This window comes from Pyrococcus sp. (genome assembly GCF_030153625.1).
GTDB classification, from domain to species: domain Archaea; phylum Methanobacteriota_B; class Thermococci; order Thermococcales; family Thermococcaceae; genus Pyrococcus; species Pyrococcus furiosus.
The window spans coordinates 1-13,133 of the sequence record NZ_JASKLM010000014.1; the positions used below are offsets into that span (position 1 = coordinate 1).

General features: G+C 39.0%; 13 protein-coding genes. 5 read left to right on the forward strand and 8 right to left on the reverse strand.

All coding sequences use genetic code 11. The features are described 5' to 3' along the window. Positions 1-290 precede the first annotated feature (290 nt). Positions 291-689, forward strand: coding sequence for a DUF356 domain-containing protein (locus PWP39_RS03480; protein WP_288072651.1), 399 nt, complete (start codon positions 291-293; stop codon positions 687-689). Here the strand turns inward: PWP39_RS03480 and PWP39_RS03485 are convergent. Further along, positions 681-1,178 carry a ribonuclease FAU-1 family protein gene (locus PWP39_RS03485; protein ID WP_288072654.1) on the reverse strand — a complete coding sequence of 166 codons (498 nt, stop codon included), beginning with the start codon at positions 1,176-1,178 and terminating at the stop codon, positions 681-683. The genes PWP39_RS03480 and PWP39_RS03485 overlap by 9 nt on opposite strands. 23 nt (positions 1,179-1,201) lie before the next feature. After that, positions 1,202-2,908 (reverse strand): glycine--tRNA ligase, encoded by a 1,707-nt coding sequence (glyS, locus tag PWP39_RS03490; RefSeq protein ID WP_288072656.1) that lies wholly within the window; start codon positions 2,906-2,908, stop codon positions 1,202-1,204. A 63-nt stretch (positions 2,909-2,971) separates the two neighbouring features. Between glyS and PWP39_RS03495 the strand changes: the two genes are divergently transcribed. Both PWP39_RS03495 and PWP39_RS03500 read left to right on the forward strand, forming a co-directional pair. After that, positions 2,972-4,231, forward strand: a complete 1,260-nt coding sequence (locus PWP39_RS03495) for a radical SAM protein (RefSeq protein ID WP_288072659.1) — start codon at positions 2,972-2,974, stop codon at positions 4,229-4,231. A 112-nt stretch (positions 4,232-4,343) separates the two neighbouring features. After that, complete coding sequence (locus PWP39_RS03500; RefSeq protein ID WP_288072662.1) at positions 4,344-5,036, forward strand: metallophosphoesterase family protein; 693 nt, start codon at positions 4,344-4,346, stop codon at positions 5,034-5,036. Here PWP39_RS03500 and wecB read toward each other — a convergent pair. Beyond that, positions 5,019-6,161: a non-hydrolyzing UDP-N-acetylglucosamine 2-epimerase gene (gene wecB / locus PWP39_RS03505; protein ID WP_288072664.1), complete on the reverse strand. Its 1,143-nt coding sequence runs from the start codon at positions 6,159-6,161 to the stop codon at positions 5,019-5,021. The two genes, PWP39_RS03500 and wecB, sit on opposite strands and share 18 nt — an antisense overlap. Further along, positions 6,158-7,414, reverse strand: coding sequence for a UDP-N-acetyl-D-mannosamine dehydrogenase (locus PWP39_RS03510; protein WP_288072666.1), 1,257 nt, complete (start codon positions 7,412-7,414; stop codon positions 6,158-6,160). Before PWP39_RS03510 ends, wecB begins: the two co-directional genes overlap by 4 nt. 244 nt (positions 7,415-7,658) lie before the next feature. Here PWP39_RS03510 and PWP39_RS03515 point away from each other — a divergent pair, with 244 nt between their 5' ends. Further along, the gene (locus PWP39_RS03515) at positions 7,659-8,753 is read left to right on the forward strand and encodes a DUF354 domain-containing protein (protein WP_011012779.1); all 1,095 of its coding nucleotides are present in this window, start codon (positions 7,659-7,661) and stop codon (positions 8,751-8,753) included. Here PWP39_RS03515 and PWP39_RS03520 read toward each other — a convergent pair. Both PWP39_RS03520 and lplB read right to left on the reverse strand, forming a co-directional pair. Next, the gene (locus PWP39_RS03520) at positions 8,685-9,242 is read right to left on the reverse strand and encodes a stage II sporulation protein M (protein WP_011012780.1); all 558 of its coding nucleotides are present in this window, start codon (positions 9,240-9,242) and stop codon (positions 8,685-8,687) included. The two genes, PWP39_RS03515 and PWP39_RS03520, sit on opposite strands and share 69 nt — an antisense overlap. Continuing rightward, positions 9,239-9,520 (reverse strand): lipoate-protein ligase small subunit, encoded by a 282-nt coding sequence (lplB, locus tag PWP39_RS03525; protein WP_288072675.1) that lies wholly within the window; start codon positions 9,518-9,520, stop codon positions 9,239-9,241. Before lplB ends, PWP39_RS03520 begins: the two co-directional genes overlap by 4 nt. Before the next feature lie 155 nt (positions 9,521-9,675). Here lplB and PWP39_RS03530 point away from each other — a divergent pair, with 155 nt between their 5' ends. Further along, entirely contained in the window at positions 9,676-11,361 is a 1,686-nt protein-coding gene (locus PWP39_RS03530) for an ATP-dependent DNA ligase (protein ID WP_288072677.1), read from the forward strand. Here PWP39_RS03530 and PWP39_RS03535 read toward each other — a convergent pair. Further along, positions 11,358-12,128, reverse strand: coding sequence for an isopentenyl phosphate kinase (locus PWP39_RS03535; RefSeq protein WP_011012783.1), 771 nt, complete (start codon positions 12,126-12,128; stop codon positions 11,358-11,360). The genes PWP39_RS03530 and PWP39_RS03535 overlap by 4 nt on opposite strands. Beyond that, positions 12,125-13,129 (reverse strand): mevalonate kinase, encoded by a 1,005-nt coding sequence (locus PWP39_RS03540; protein ID WP_011012784.1) that lies wholly within the window; start codon positions 13,127-13,129, stop codon positions 12,125-12,127. Before PWP39_RS03540 ends, PWP39_RS03535 begins: the two co-directional genes overlap by 4 nt. Between the last annotated feature and the right edge of the window lie 4 nt (positions 13,130-13,133).

Sequence of the window (13,133 nt, forward strand, 5' to 3'; positions counted from 1 at the left end):
AGTAAATAATGGTTTCAGACTTCATGTTCCCCCTTCTTTTTCTAAAGTACTGCCAGTAACTTAAACCTGACACCCCACAGCTTATCCTAACAGTATCGTGAGAGGGCATCAATTTGCAAGATTTTATGAGTGAGATAAAAGATTAACAAGGTTTTAACAAAGTATCTTGATTTGCAGATGGCATCGTCTTAGTGATCTAGAGATCCAGCCAAGTTACTTAATGTCTCGTTTTGTATTCAGTCTTAGAGAACTTTAAAAGATAGTGACATAACTTTAGAGTAGGGATCAAAATGCTGAACACGATAGTGTTAATTAGAACAGACAATTTTGATAAAGCACTAACAGCATTAGCTGATCTTGTTAGATATGGAGGAATGAAAATAAGAGGGACTCCTAGAATAATACCTCCAGCTTTATCTGACTGGGCATTTGAGCAGATAGTAGGTGAAAAACCCAGGAAAAAGGCCAAAGCTCACGTTGTCGCCCAAATTGATTTACCTGCATCAAAGGCAATAGGGAGGATAAGAGACATTCATCCTCCGGCCCACATAATTGTAATTCCAGTCGGAAGTTCCGTCCACAAGGAACTCCTTAGGTTGTGGGGAACATTTAAAGAGCTAAAGGGATTTCATCCACCCAAAGAAATAAAGAGATCAGAAAATGCCAAACATGAAGAAGATTTACAATGAGTACTCCCAAACAATTCTAGGAGGAAATTCTCCCCTTTTTATTTGGCTAATGATTCTTTCTGCAGTTTCGTAAGCCTTGAGTAACTTTTCTCTGGAGATTATTCTATAATTAAACGCCATCTCTAACTCATCTTCGTCAAGCAGATAATATTCCCCTCCTGGGAAGATAAAAATATCCAAGAATAAATCCAGCATCTCAATTGTGTTTCCTTCTCTTCTCGTGTAGTCTAAAACATCCACATATAAACCTTTGAAGTTACCACCGGCATCATAAATCTTTAATATGTCAAAATCTTGCCCAATAAAGGCAAAATATATCATCTTGTATCCATTATTAATAACTTCGATTCCATTAACCCTTAGAGGAGCTAACATGCCCGTGAATTCTGATTTTGCCACTATAACATTACCAAAGTCCTCTAATACTTCATCTTCTCTCATGATAACTCTGTTTGGGGGCCTCTTATATATCAGACGAATTTTCCTCATTTCCTCACCAAAAAATATTAGATTTAACCAAAAATTAACTCCTTTAATATTCTTGGCAATTCTTCGATCTTAACCCTTATCTGTTCTTTAGTATCCCTATCTCTTATCGTGACTGTTCCATCTTCCGGCGTTTGATTATCTACAGTTACACAGTAAGGAGTTCCAATTTCATCGTAGCGCATATATCTCTTTCCTATACTGTCCTTTTCGTCGTAAACCACTATGAATCCTTCCTTCTGTAAGTCCCTGTAAATCTTATAGGCTATTGTTGTCAAAGGCTCTTTTGCAACTAAAGGCAGAACTGCAACTTCAATTGGGGCCATGTCCTTCTTTATCTTTAGGTAAACTCTCCCATCTTCGTCAACAGTTAGTGAGTTCTCAAGAAGGAGGTAGAATGGTCTATCAATTCCAAAACTTGGCTCAAGAACATGGGGCACAATTTTTTCCCCTTGGATTTTTTCTTCCACCTCTTTGATTATAAAGTCCTCCTTCTCAAGCTCATATCCATTAATAACAACCTTTCCATTTGCATTAAGTTCCTCAACTAACTTACGTAGCTCTTCCTGGGACATCGACTTAAGCTTCTCATTTATCTCCTTCACTTTCTCCTTTAACTTTGGCCCAACTCTCTTCATGTTCAATGTTATGTTTAACTTCTTCATTATCTTTGGCTTGTCATAATGAATCATCACAGTCAAATCTGCTCCACTCATTTTCATGTGCCTACTTAAGTCATAATCGGTTCTATAAGCTAACCCGACACATTCTACCCATCCAAATCTCTCGCTGTATATCTCAGCATCCCAGGTGTCGGCAGAGTAATGAGCTCTCTCTTCTGGGAGCTGTTGCCTAAACCTTATCTTGTCCTCGGGAATTCCTATATCGAGCAGTATTCTCTTTATTATAACCATATAATACGCAAAGAAGGAGTTCATAACATAACCTTTTTTCACGGCCTCTTCAGCTGTTACTTCAATCATTCCAAGATCTTTCAGCTGGTGCTCTATTGGATATAATCTCAGAACTTCGTCCTTAACTTCCTCAAAGTGAGGATGCTCAGTCTCATTAGGATTGAAGAATATCTCCACTTCAGCCTGGGTAAATTCTCTAAGCCTAATCATTCCCTGTCTTGGGGATATTTCATTCCTATAGGCTTTACCTATCTGGAAAACTCCAAAGGGCAACTTGTTTCTAGCAAATGCATTTAACCTCTTAAAGTTCACAAAGATCCCTTGGGCCGTTTCTGGCCTCAAATATGCTTTCTTATCCTTATAAGGTCCTATATACGTTTCGAACATCAAGTTGAAGTACCAAACATCACTCAGCTCCCCTCCACACTCAGGACATCTTATGTTGTGCTCCTTGATTATCCTAGTCATTTCATCAGCACTCTTCCCTTCAACGTCAATTCCAAGAGTTTCTTCTATAAGGTGATCTGCTCTAAATCTAGCCCCACATTTTTTACACTCCACTAACGGATCTACGAACTTCTCAACGTGACCACTAGCTATAAATACCTGCTCTGGGGTTATGTCTGGAGTTTCAATCTCAAAGAATCCTTCTCTTATGAAGGCCTCTCTAATCTTTCTCTCTATTTTTCTTTTTATTGTCGCCCCTAGTGGTCCATAATCATAAAATCCTCTCGCTCCTCCATATATCTCAAAGCTTCCCCAGGCAAATCCTCTCCTTCTCATTAAATCCTGAAGACATTCATATTTATCTAGCTTCATAACTCTACCCCTATCTGAAAAAATGCTAACACCTAAAAAGCTTTGTCTATACATGTTGACAAGATGATAAGAATTAAACTCCCAAACTCATACTTTGAAGAGCATGATGACACAATAAGGCTAGTTTGGAGAAGAACTTTAATTGCGGATTATGAAAAGAAAGAACTTGAAAGGGCAATAAAAAGAAAATTCAGGATTTCTCCAGAAATAAAAGTCGAGGATGGCTATTTAACTATAAATACTGACAATGAGGAAGTTGAGAAATTTGTGACATTCTTTATTCAAAACTACCTTGGAGAAAGGTTAAGAAACAGGTTCACCAGGAGAAAAATCTTATACATTCACGAAGGAATGGATGTTCCCTTACTAGGCTACAATGCATTTGGATTAATAGACAGGGGAACTAATCTAATTCAGGTTAGGGGTTCCACCGGGTGTAACTTAAGCTGTATATTTTGTTCTGTAGACGAAGGGCCCTATTCGAGAACGAGAAAATTAGATTTTGTTGTCGACGTTGATTATTTAATGAAATGGTTTGATTGGGTTGCAAAGGAAAAAGGAAAGGGGCTAGAGGCCCACTTAGATGCTCAGGGTGAACCACTTCTTTATCCTTATATAGTAGAGCTCGTCCAAGAGCTAAGATCTCATCCCCACGTTTCTGTAATATCTATGCAAAGTAATGGTGTTCTCTTGGATGATAAGCTTGTAGAAGAGCTTGCGGAAGCTGGTTTAGATAGGGTTAACTTATCAATTCATTCTCTGGATCCAGAAAAGGCAAAGATGCTAATGGGAATGAAAAATTACGACTTACATCATGTTTTAGAGATGGCTGAGGCTTTGGTTAATGCTGGAATAGATGTGCTAATAGCTCCAGTAATAATATTTGGGATTAATGATAATGAAGCCGAAGCTTTTATTGAGTTTGCCAGAAAAATAGGGGCTGGAAAAAAGTGGCCTGCATTAGGCTTTCAAAACTACGTTCCCTATAAGTTTGGAAGAAATCCCGTTATAGCAAAACCAATACCATTCAAAGAATTCTATGAGTGGCTAAGAATGCTTGAAGAGAAGACGGGAATGAAACCTTTAGTTCTAAAGCCCCACCATTTTGGCATGCATCCCAGACCTTTCATCCCCTTAGCATTTAAGAGAGGAGAAGTAGTTAGAGCTGAAGTTGTTCTCCCTGGGAGAATGGAAGGAGAAATGCTTGCAAAAGCTAGGGATAGGTTAATTCAAGTAATTAACACCCAGGCGAAGATTGGAGACAAGATAAAAGTTAGAATTGTGAGGACAAGACATGGGATCTATGTAGGAACACAAGTTTAAATTTATAAGTTGGAATTCTAATTATACAATGGCGGGCTTATGATGAACTTTCCCTACGGCCTGAGCGTTACGCGATGAGGAATACAGCCAGGGCTGATGAAGGTGATTTAAAATGCCTATTGCTCTTATCTCTGATATTCACTCAAACTTGGAAGCCTTAAAAGCCGTTTGGAAAGAAATTAAAGACGTTGATTTTGTTGTGTGTCTTGGTGATTTAGTGGGTTATGGAGCAAGTCCAAATGAAGTTGTTGAGTTCATCAGAGAAAAATCCAAGAAAGGGAAAATTCTGTGCATTAGGGGCAACCACGATAATGCCGTTGCATTTGGAATTGACTGGGGTTTTAATCCTTATGCCAGGGAAGCGGTTAAATGGCACCAGAGAGTTATGAGCATAGAAAACCTGGAATTTTTAAGAAAATTACCCGTAAGGTCGTTTTTTGAATATGAAGGGAGAAGCTACCACATGGTTCACGGCTCTCCAAGGGCTCCTCTTGATGAATATTTATTTCCATGGCTCCCAGATTCCGAATTTTCCGATTGTTTAAGGTATATAAAAGAAGATGATCTTATTGTAGGACATACTCACGTTCCAATGCTTAAAATAATTGGAAAGAGGAGAGTTATAAACCCAGGAGGAGTAGGACAGCCAAGAGATGGAGATTGGAGGACCAGCTATGCAATAATCTACGAAAATGGAGAAGTAGAGTTCTTTAGAGTTGAATACGACGTTGAAACTGCGGCAAGGAAAATTATAAAAGCAGGATTACCACCATTTTTAGCCGAAAGATTATTCGAGGGGATCTAGAAAGTTAGACGATCTAACTTTTAACTTTCCTTTAGCCTTTAATTCCAGCAAAATCTCCACTATTCTCTTTCCAGCATTTCCATCTCCAAAAGGATTCTTTGCTGAGGCCATCTTCTTATAGAATTCTTTATCTTCAAGAAGTTTGGTTACATAGTAGAGAACTCTTTCTTTTTCCAATCCAACTAGAATATTTCCTCCAGCTTTAACTGTTTCGGGCCTTTCTGTGTTGTATCTTAGTGTCAGGCAGGGGACACCCAATATTATGGCCTCCTCCTGAATTCCTCCCGAGTCAGTCATTATAATCTTCGCATTTTTCTCGAGCTTCAAAAAATCCAGATATCCTAGAGGTTTAGTTATTATTATGTTGTCTTTGTTGAGCTTCTTAATTAGCCCAAATTCTTCAAGCCTCTTTTTAGTCCTGGGATGCATTGGATAAACAACTGTAAGCGAAAGAGAAGTCAAAATGTCCACTAATTTTTCAAGCTTTTCCCTATAATCAACGTTTTCTTTTCTATGTGCAGTCACCAATATGTATTCCTTCTCTTTGAGTCCCAATTCTTTGAGAATCTTGCTTTTTCTTTCTGCAATTTCAGAATTCTGAAGAACGGCATCGACTATTGTATTTCCCACAACGTACACATTCTCAACTATTCCCTCTTTCTCAAGATTTTTCTTGGCTTCCTCTGTTGGAGCGAATAAAACTTCACTCGCATGATCAGCTAATATTCTGTTAATTTCTTCGGGCATAGTCCTATCGTAACTTCTCAATCCAGCTTCCACATGAGCAACGGGGATTAGAAGCTTTACGCTTGCCAAAGCTCCTGCCAGCACAGTATTTGTATCACCCTGAACTATTGAGACATCAGGCTTTTCTTTCATCAAAACTTTCTCTATTTTAATCATTGCACTTCCTGTTTGCTCAGCCTGAGTACCAGAACCAACTTCTAAGTGATAGTCTATCTCTGGCAATTCTAGCTCTTCAAGAAATATTTTGCTCATCTCGTAATCATAGTGTTGACCAGTATGAATCAGTAGTGGCTTAACATTTTTCTCCAAAAAAGCCCTTATTACGGGAGAGAGTTTTATTATCTCAGGTCTCGTACCAAAAATTATAGCTGGCTTCATACATCCCCTCTCCCCACTCCCTTAAATATGAAGCCTTTTGGAGGATTTTCAACTATTCCTCTTCCATCAATCAATATTTTGTGTCTCATTAACCTCCCTATTTCTTCCCAATTTAACTCCTTGAATTCTTGATGAGATGTAGCTATAACTACTGCATCTGCTTCCATAATGGCATCTTCTAAGCTTTTGTGTGTTCCTCCCACGTATGGATCGTAAGTTCTAACTTCTAGAACTCTATCCTTTATAAGCTCTACAAAGGTCAACGCAGGAGAGTTCCTTATGTCATCTGTCCCCTCTTTATAAGCTAGACCTAGAACTGTAACAACTGCATTTCTCTCATCAACTTTCCCTTCTTCTAGGGCCTCAAAAAGCAGAGTTGCTACAAACTTTGGCATGTTTTCATTTATTTTCCTAGCCAGTCTTATCAGCCCAAATTCTTTTTTAGCGTTGGACAACAATAGGTAGGGATCCTTCGGCAAGCAGTGACCTCCAACCCCTATCCCTGGGAAGTGAATATTTACTCTTGGATGAGTATTTGCAATTCTTATTGCCTCAAAGATGTTTACACCATATTGATGAGCAAGAAGTGCAAACTCGTTTGCAAGGGCGATATTTACATCTCTGTAAGTGTTCTCCATGAGCTTTATCATTTCGGCTGTAGTTGCATCTGTAGCATATATCTCCCCTTTCACAAAGGATTTATACAACTTCACGGCTAGTTCAGTGGCCTTTTCACTAACCCCTCCTATCACTCTAGAATTGTGAACCAGCTCATAGAATATTCTACCTGGCATTACTCTTTCTGGCGCGTGAGCTATGTAAAAGTCTACACCTTCTCTAAACCCAGTCAAACTTTCAAGAAGCTTAGCCATTTTTATTGTAGTCCCAGGGGGCACAGTGCTTTCTATAACTACTAAGGCTCCTCTATCAATTACTTCCGCAATAGATCTTATTGCGTTCTCCAAGTAAATTAAATTTGGCTTGTTTCCCTCTAATGGTGTTTGAACACATATTATGAATGCATTTGCTCCTCTAAGTTTTTCAACCTTTGTAGTTGCCTTGAGCCTTTCTTCCTTAACTACTTTATTCAGCTTTTCTTCAATACCAGGCTCAACTATGTGAGCTTTACCCGAATTTATTCTATCAACAACATCCTTCTTTACATCAAACCCAATCACTTCATATCCCGCTTCAGCAAACATTATTGCAGTGGGAAGCCCTATGTAACCTAATCCTATAACCGCGATTTTCATTCTAACCCCCAGCTTATCAAATAGAACACAAAATTTAAGGATTCTCATGAAACAACAAAATTCTGATAATATCTCTGCTTTTACAAAGTTCAGGACTTAAGTCGGAATTTTTGAAAAAATAAGAGATTAAAAGCACAAAGAAACAAAAAGAAATTATGTGAAAGCTTAAAAAATCAAGAAGGAAACATTATCATCTAAAAACCCTTTTAACGCTCTACAGCCCCATAAATTATGGTTGAGTAAAATGAAGGTGTGGATAGATATAATGAATGCCCCTCATGCTCATTTTTTCAAAGGTGTAATTAGGGAATTGGAAAAGAGAGGATTTGACGTGCTAGTCACAACTAGGGAATTTGATGGTCTAACTCAAATACTTGACATGCTTGGGATAGAATACATAGTAATTGGAAAGCATGGAGGAGCCACACTCGAGGGAAAACTGCTAGCTAGCGCTGAAAGAGTATACAAGCTCTCAAAGCTAATTATAGAGGAAAAACCAGATATTGCAATTTATAAGAACAATCCTGAGGCTCCTAGAATTGCATTTGGTCTTAGGATTCCCTCCATAGGATTCGTTGATAATGAAACTGCAGTTCCTCAAAACAAGCTCATGTTCCCATTCACAACTAGACTCCTTTATCCTTCCCCAATTAGTGTCTATGATCTGCTAAAATGCGGAGCTGATTTAGATTCCCTAAGACCCGTAAATGGAATAGCCGAGATAGCTAACGTTTACGGTTTTATTCCAAGTGAAGATCCTCTAAAGGAGCTTGGCCTTAAGAAATACTCATATATAGTTATGAGACCAGAGCCAATTAAGGCTAATTACTTTAATGGGGATAAAGAGAGAAGCATTTTGGAAGATATAATACCTCTTCTTCCAGATATCCCAATCGTTCTCTTCCCAAGGACAGAAGAACAAGGGAGAATATTTGAAAAATTTGATAATGTGATAATTCCCTCAAAAGTTCTAGATACGCACAGCCTCCTTTACTATGCAAAGTTGATGATTGGAGCTGGAGGAACTATGAATAGAGAAGCATTGGTTTTAGGAACTCCAGCAATTTCAACTTATCCTGGGAAGCTATTGGCAGTGACCAAGTGGCTAATTAAGAAAGGAGTACTTTTCCACTCAACAAACCCCATAGAAGTTGCAACAAAGACCTGGGAAATAATTAGGAAAAACACAACCTACAGGAGGTTCATAAGAGAAACAATGGCATCAATGGAAAACCCTGTCGATGCAATACTAGATGAGGTAGAAAAAGTTCTAGAGTCCAGCGAGCTTGGGAGTTATGAAGGCCTCTATAAAAGCAGCTATAAGGAGAAGAACTATTGAGATTCCCAGGATCCGTAGCATTTTTTTAAATCCTATTTGAACTCTTGCCCCGAAGCTACCCTTTCCGTGTAGAATTTCTGAAAACCAGAGAATACCCGCTGTTCCAGCCAAAGCTAGGGCAGGAATTTCTATTATCCCGTGAGGAACTATCGAAAGCAAAACCTTTGTTATTGGGAGTGAACGAGATACATGGACAACTACAACCCCAACTACTAAACCATTAAAGAACATTATCAGAAGTGGCACTATACCAAATGCTATTCCCAGAAGTGCAGAAAGAATAGCCACTCTGGTGTTGTTTAGGAATATAAACACAAACATCTTGAATGGAGAGTTTAATAGGAAGTTATTTCCCCCACCCAAAATCTCTTTAATTCCTCTAACAGCTTCCTCACTTACCTTTGGATTGTAGTAGCCAATGAGTGCCCCAACAAAGGTTCCAAATAGAAATACAGAAATTAGAATTACAAAGACTTTTTTAACATTCATTTTTTGCCCTCCAATGCCTTTTTAAGGGCCAGCTTAAAATCCTCTACATTTACATAGGGGGTTTCAACATCATGCCTTCTAGAGAAGAAGTCCTCAATAATTCCTTCAAGTTCAGAAACAGGCTTACCTTCCATCTCATTTTCTAACTGAAAAATAGCTTCTTCAGGATATACGAAGAAGTCACCAGTTATTAGAACTTTCCTTGCAATTCCATCTTCTTCCTCTATCTCTATTCTTATCAAACCTTTCCTTGCCTTATGCTCTCCAATGAGTTTCATATATCCTCCCCTCCCAATTCTATGCACTCACGCTTATTAAACTTTTTTGCTACTAGGAGAGGTACTATGAATGAACTTAAGTGATCATATGGATTTTTTGCCTAACATATTCTTTTTATACTTTTTTTGACTATCTTTCTAAGTGGGGGGCAAAGATGAGGTATCTAGAGCTTGCTCAACTTTATCAAAAGTTAGAAAAGACAACTATGAAACTTATAAAGACTAGACTTGTCGCCGACTTCCTGAAAAAAGTACCAGATGATCATTTAGAGTTCATTCCTTACTTAATTCTTGGAGAAGTTTTTCCAGAGTGGGATGAAAGGGAACTAGGAGTGGGCGAGAAGTTGTTAATTAAAGCCGTATCAATGGCTACTGGAATCGATGCAAAAGAAATTGAGGATTCTGTAAAAGACACTGGAGACCTTGGAGAAAGTATAGCACTAGCTGTAAAGAAAAAGAAGCAGAAAAGCTTTTTCTCTCAACCCCTTACAATAAAGAGGGTATATCAGACCCTTGTAAAGGTTGCAGAGACAACGGGAGAAGGGAGTCAAGATAAAAAAGTAAAATATCTTGCTGATTTGTTCATGGACGCAGAACCTTTAGAAGCTAAGTATCTTGCTCGTACAATCTTAGGAACAATGAGAACAGGAGTTGCAGAAGGATTGCTTAGAGATGCAATAGCAATGGCATTCCACGTAAAGGTAGAGCTTGTTGAGAGAGCTTACATGCTAACGAGTGATTTCGGATATGTAGCTAAAATAGCAAAGCTTGAAGGAAATGAAGGGCTAGCAAAAGTTCAAGTTCAACTCGGAAAGCCAATAAAGCCAATGCTTGCCCAGCAAGCTGCTAGCATAAGAGATGCACTTCTCGAGATGGGTGGAGAGGCAGAGTTCGAGATTAAATACGATGGAGCAAGGGTGCAGGTGCACAAGGATGGCTCAAAAATTATAGTCTATTCTAGAAGACTGGAGAACGTCACCAGAGCGATTCCAGAAATTGTTGAGGCTCTAAAAGAGGCAATAATACCTGAAAAGGCAATAGTGGAAGGAGAACTTGTGGCAATTGGAGAAAACGGAAGACCATTGCCCTTCCAATATGTGCTTAGAAGGTTTAGGAGAAAGCATAACATAGAAGAAATGATGGAAAAGATACCTCTCGAGCTCAACTTATTTGATGTTCTTTACGTTGATGGGCAAAGTCTGATTGACACTAAGTTCATAGATAGAAGAAGAACGCTTGAAGAAATAATAAGGCAGAATGAAAAAATAAAGGTGGCAGAAAACCTGATAACAAAGAATGTTGAGGAGGCAGAAGCATTTTACAAAAGAGCCCTCGAAATGGGACATGAAGGATTGATGGCCAAGAAGCTAGATGCAGTCTACGAACCAGGTAACAGAGGGAAGAAGTGGTTGAAGATAAAGCCTACAATGGAGAACTTAGACTTAGTAATCATAGGAGCAGAATGGGGAGAGGGAAGAAGAGCCCATCTCTTTGGTTCATTCATCCTGGGAGCATATGATCCAGAAACAGGAGAATTCCTAGAGGTAGGAAAAGTGGGAAGTGGATTCACAGATGATGACTTAGTTGAGTTTACGAAGATGCTAAAGCCCCTTATTATAAAAGAGGAAGGAAAGAGAGTCTGGCTCCAGCCCAAAGTTGTTATTGAAGTGACATATCAAGAAATTCAGAAGAGTCCAAAATACAGAAGTGGATTTGCATTAAGGTTCCCAAGGTTCGTTGCACTTAGAGATGATAAAGGACCAGAAGATGCAGATACAATAGAGAGAATCGCACAACTTTACGAGTTGCAAGAAAAGATGAAAGGAAAAGTGGAAAGCTAAGGTCTAACAATAGTCCCGATACCATTTCCAACTATCGCCATTGAAAGTCTATCCTTGACTAAACCATTGATAAGCCAAACCTCCTCAGTATAATGGACTAGCTCACTCACTGCCTCCAATTTCTTCTTTATTCCCCCCGTTACATCAATTCCTGCAGAGCCCTCTAATTTTGTTAGTAGCTCTTTCAATTCACTAGCACTAATTTCTCTAATCAGCTCCCCTCCTGGAAACTTTGTATACAATCCATCAACATCCATAAGAAATATAACTTTTTCAGGCTTGAAATGCTTAGCTAAATAGACCATTATTTCATCTCCAGAAACTATCTCTATCCCCTTCTCTACATCAAATGATACATCTCCAAATAAAATTGGAACGAATTCCCTCCGTATTGCCTCTTCCACCGAATTAAGGTACCCACTCACGATCTTTCCTCGAGAAGTTATAAACACAGAAGAACTCGATATTGGAAATCCTGGAACGTGCTGCTCCAAAAAGCACTTGGCTATTCTTGAAGCCAAATCTACCATTGCCAAGTGAGTAACAACAAACCCATGCCTACTGGAATAATCCTTCAGCCCATCCCTTATTCGGAACTTCTGGGCGAGAGGATGACCAAAACTTCCTCCTCCATGAACAACTATAAACTTCTCCTCTGGAAAGAATCTCGAAATCTCATAGGCGATTCTCTTGACTACTTCTGCTCTGAAGTGAAATTTCCTTGTTTTATCGCTAATTACACTTCCTCCGATTTTTACAAGGATCATTTAATTACCTCCTCAATTTTTAACCCTTCTCTGCTGATTTCAGTTATCATAGGAGTTCCCCCTGCAATTCTTATAGCTGTAGCAACTTCTCTCTGCTTGTTCGGTGCCAAGGCATACATACAACCTCCTCCCCCAGCCCCAGTTATCTTAGCTCCTAGGGCTCCCGCAACCCTAGCCGCGTACACTAGTTCACTCAACTTTTTAGTTGAAACACCCAAAGCATCTAAAAGACCGTGATTAATGTTCATCAAAACCCCAAGCCTTTCAAATTTTTCCTCCTTATCAACATTTGAAAGTATTACATCCTTGGCTTTCTCGACAACTTTTCCCATAGCCTCTAATATGGGAACAATCAACTCGGGCATCTCCTCATATCTTTTCCTAACCATTGCAACTAACTCCTTAGTTGGACCTGAGGAGCCCGTGTATCCAACAACTATTGGAAGCTCCATGAAGGGAAGGTGTTCAAATTTACCCTTTTCATAGAATATAAACCCCCCTATTGCAGAGACCGTTGGGTCTATACCACTTGACGCACCTTGAACAAGTAATTCAGTCTTGTGACCCATCTTAGCTATTTCCTCCTTACTTAGCTCAAGTCCTAGTAACTTTGATACAGCCCCAATTGTGGCTACTGCCACGGCAGCAGAAGAGCCCAATCCAGCACCAACTGGAATTTGAGAAGTTATGCTAACCTTAATACCAACATTTTTCTTATCTGCCTCCTCTAAAACTAAATTTATTGCCTCTCTAACATAGCTCAAAACTTCAGCTGCTTTTCCATAATCTGTCTCGAAATATATCTCATTTTCAGAAAATGAAACCGTAAGTCCAGGAACTTTAATGTCATGAGCTTCAATTCTTATTTTTTTCTCCCGAATTAGCTCAGCCTCCACAAAAGTTCGTAAATCAATGGCAGCAGCTATCGCTGGCTTTCCGTAAACTACGCTATGCTCTCCAAAAAGAATAACTTTTGCGGGAGCTGAGGCTATAACTTTCATCTTA

Bases quoted from the DNA above. Each gene is read 5' to 3' on its own strand.
- PWP39_RS03480 (WP_288072651.1), top strand. From the start codon at position 291: ATGCTGAACACGATAGTGTTAATTAGAACAGACAATTTTGATAAAGCA.
- PWP39_RS03485 (WP_288072654.1), bottom strand. From the start codon at position 1,178: ATGAGGAAAATTCGTCTGATATATAAGAGGCCCCCAAACAGAGTTATC.
- glyS (WP_288072656.1), bottom strand. From the start codon at position 2,908: ATGAAGCTAGATAAATATGAATGTCTTCAGGATTTAATGAGAAGGAGA.
- PWP39_RS03495 (WP_288072659.1), top strand. From the start codon at position 2,972: ATGATAAGAATTAAACTCCCAAACTCATACTTTGAAGAGCATGATGAC.
- PWP39_RS03500 (WP_288072662.1), top strand. From the start codon at position 4,344: ATGCCTATTGCTCTTATCTCTGATATTCACTCAAACTTGGAAGCCTTA.
- wecB (WP_288072664.1), bottom strand. From the start codon at position 6,161: ATGAAGCCAGCTATAATTTTTGGTACGAGACCTGAGATAATAAAACTC.
- PWP39_RS03510 (WP_288072666.1), bottom strand. From the start codon at position 7,414: ATGAAAATCGCGGTTATAGGATTAGGTTACATAGGGCTTCCCACTGCA.
- PWP39_RS03515 (WP_011012779.1), top strand. From the start codon at position 7,659: ATGAAGGTGTGGATAGATATAATGAATGCCCCTCATGCTCATTTTTTC.
- PWP39_RS03520 (WP_011012780.1), bottom strand. From the start codon at position 9,242: ATGAATGTTAAAAAAGTCTTTGTAATTCTAATTTCTGTATTTCTATTT.
- lplB (WP_288072675.1), bottom strand. From the start codon at position 9,520: ATGAAACTCATTGGAGAGCATAAGGCAAGGAAAGGTTTGATAAGAATA.
- PWP39_RS03530 (WP_288072677.1), top strand. From the start codon at position 9,676: ATGAGGTATCTAGAGCTTGCTCAACTTTATCAAAAGTTAGAAAAGACA.
- PWP39_RS03535 (WP_011012783.1), bottom strand. From the start codon at position 12,128: ATGATCCTTGTAAAAATCGGAGGAAGTGTAATTAGCGATAAAACAAGG.
- PWP39_RS03540 (WP_011012784.1), bottom strand. From the start codon at position 13,129: ATGAAAGTTATAGCCTCAGCTCCCGCAAAAGTTATTCTTTTTGGAGAG.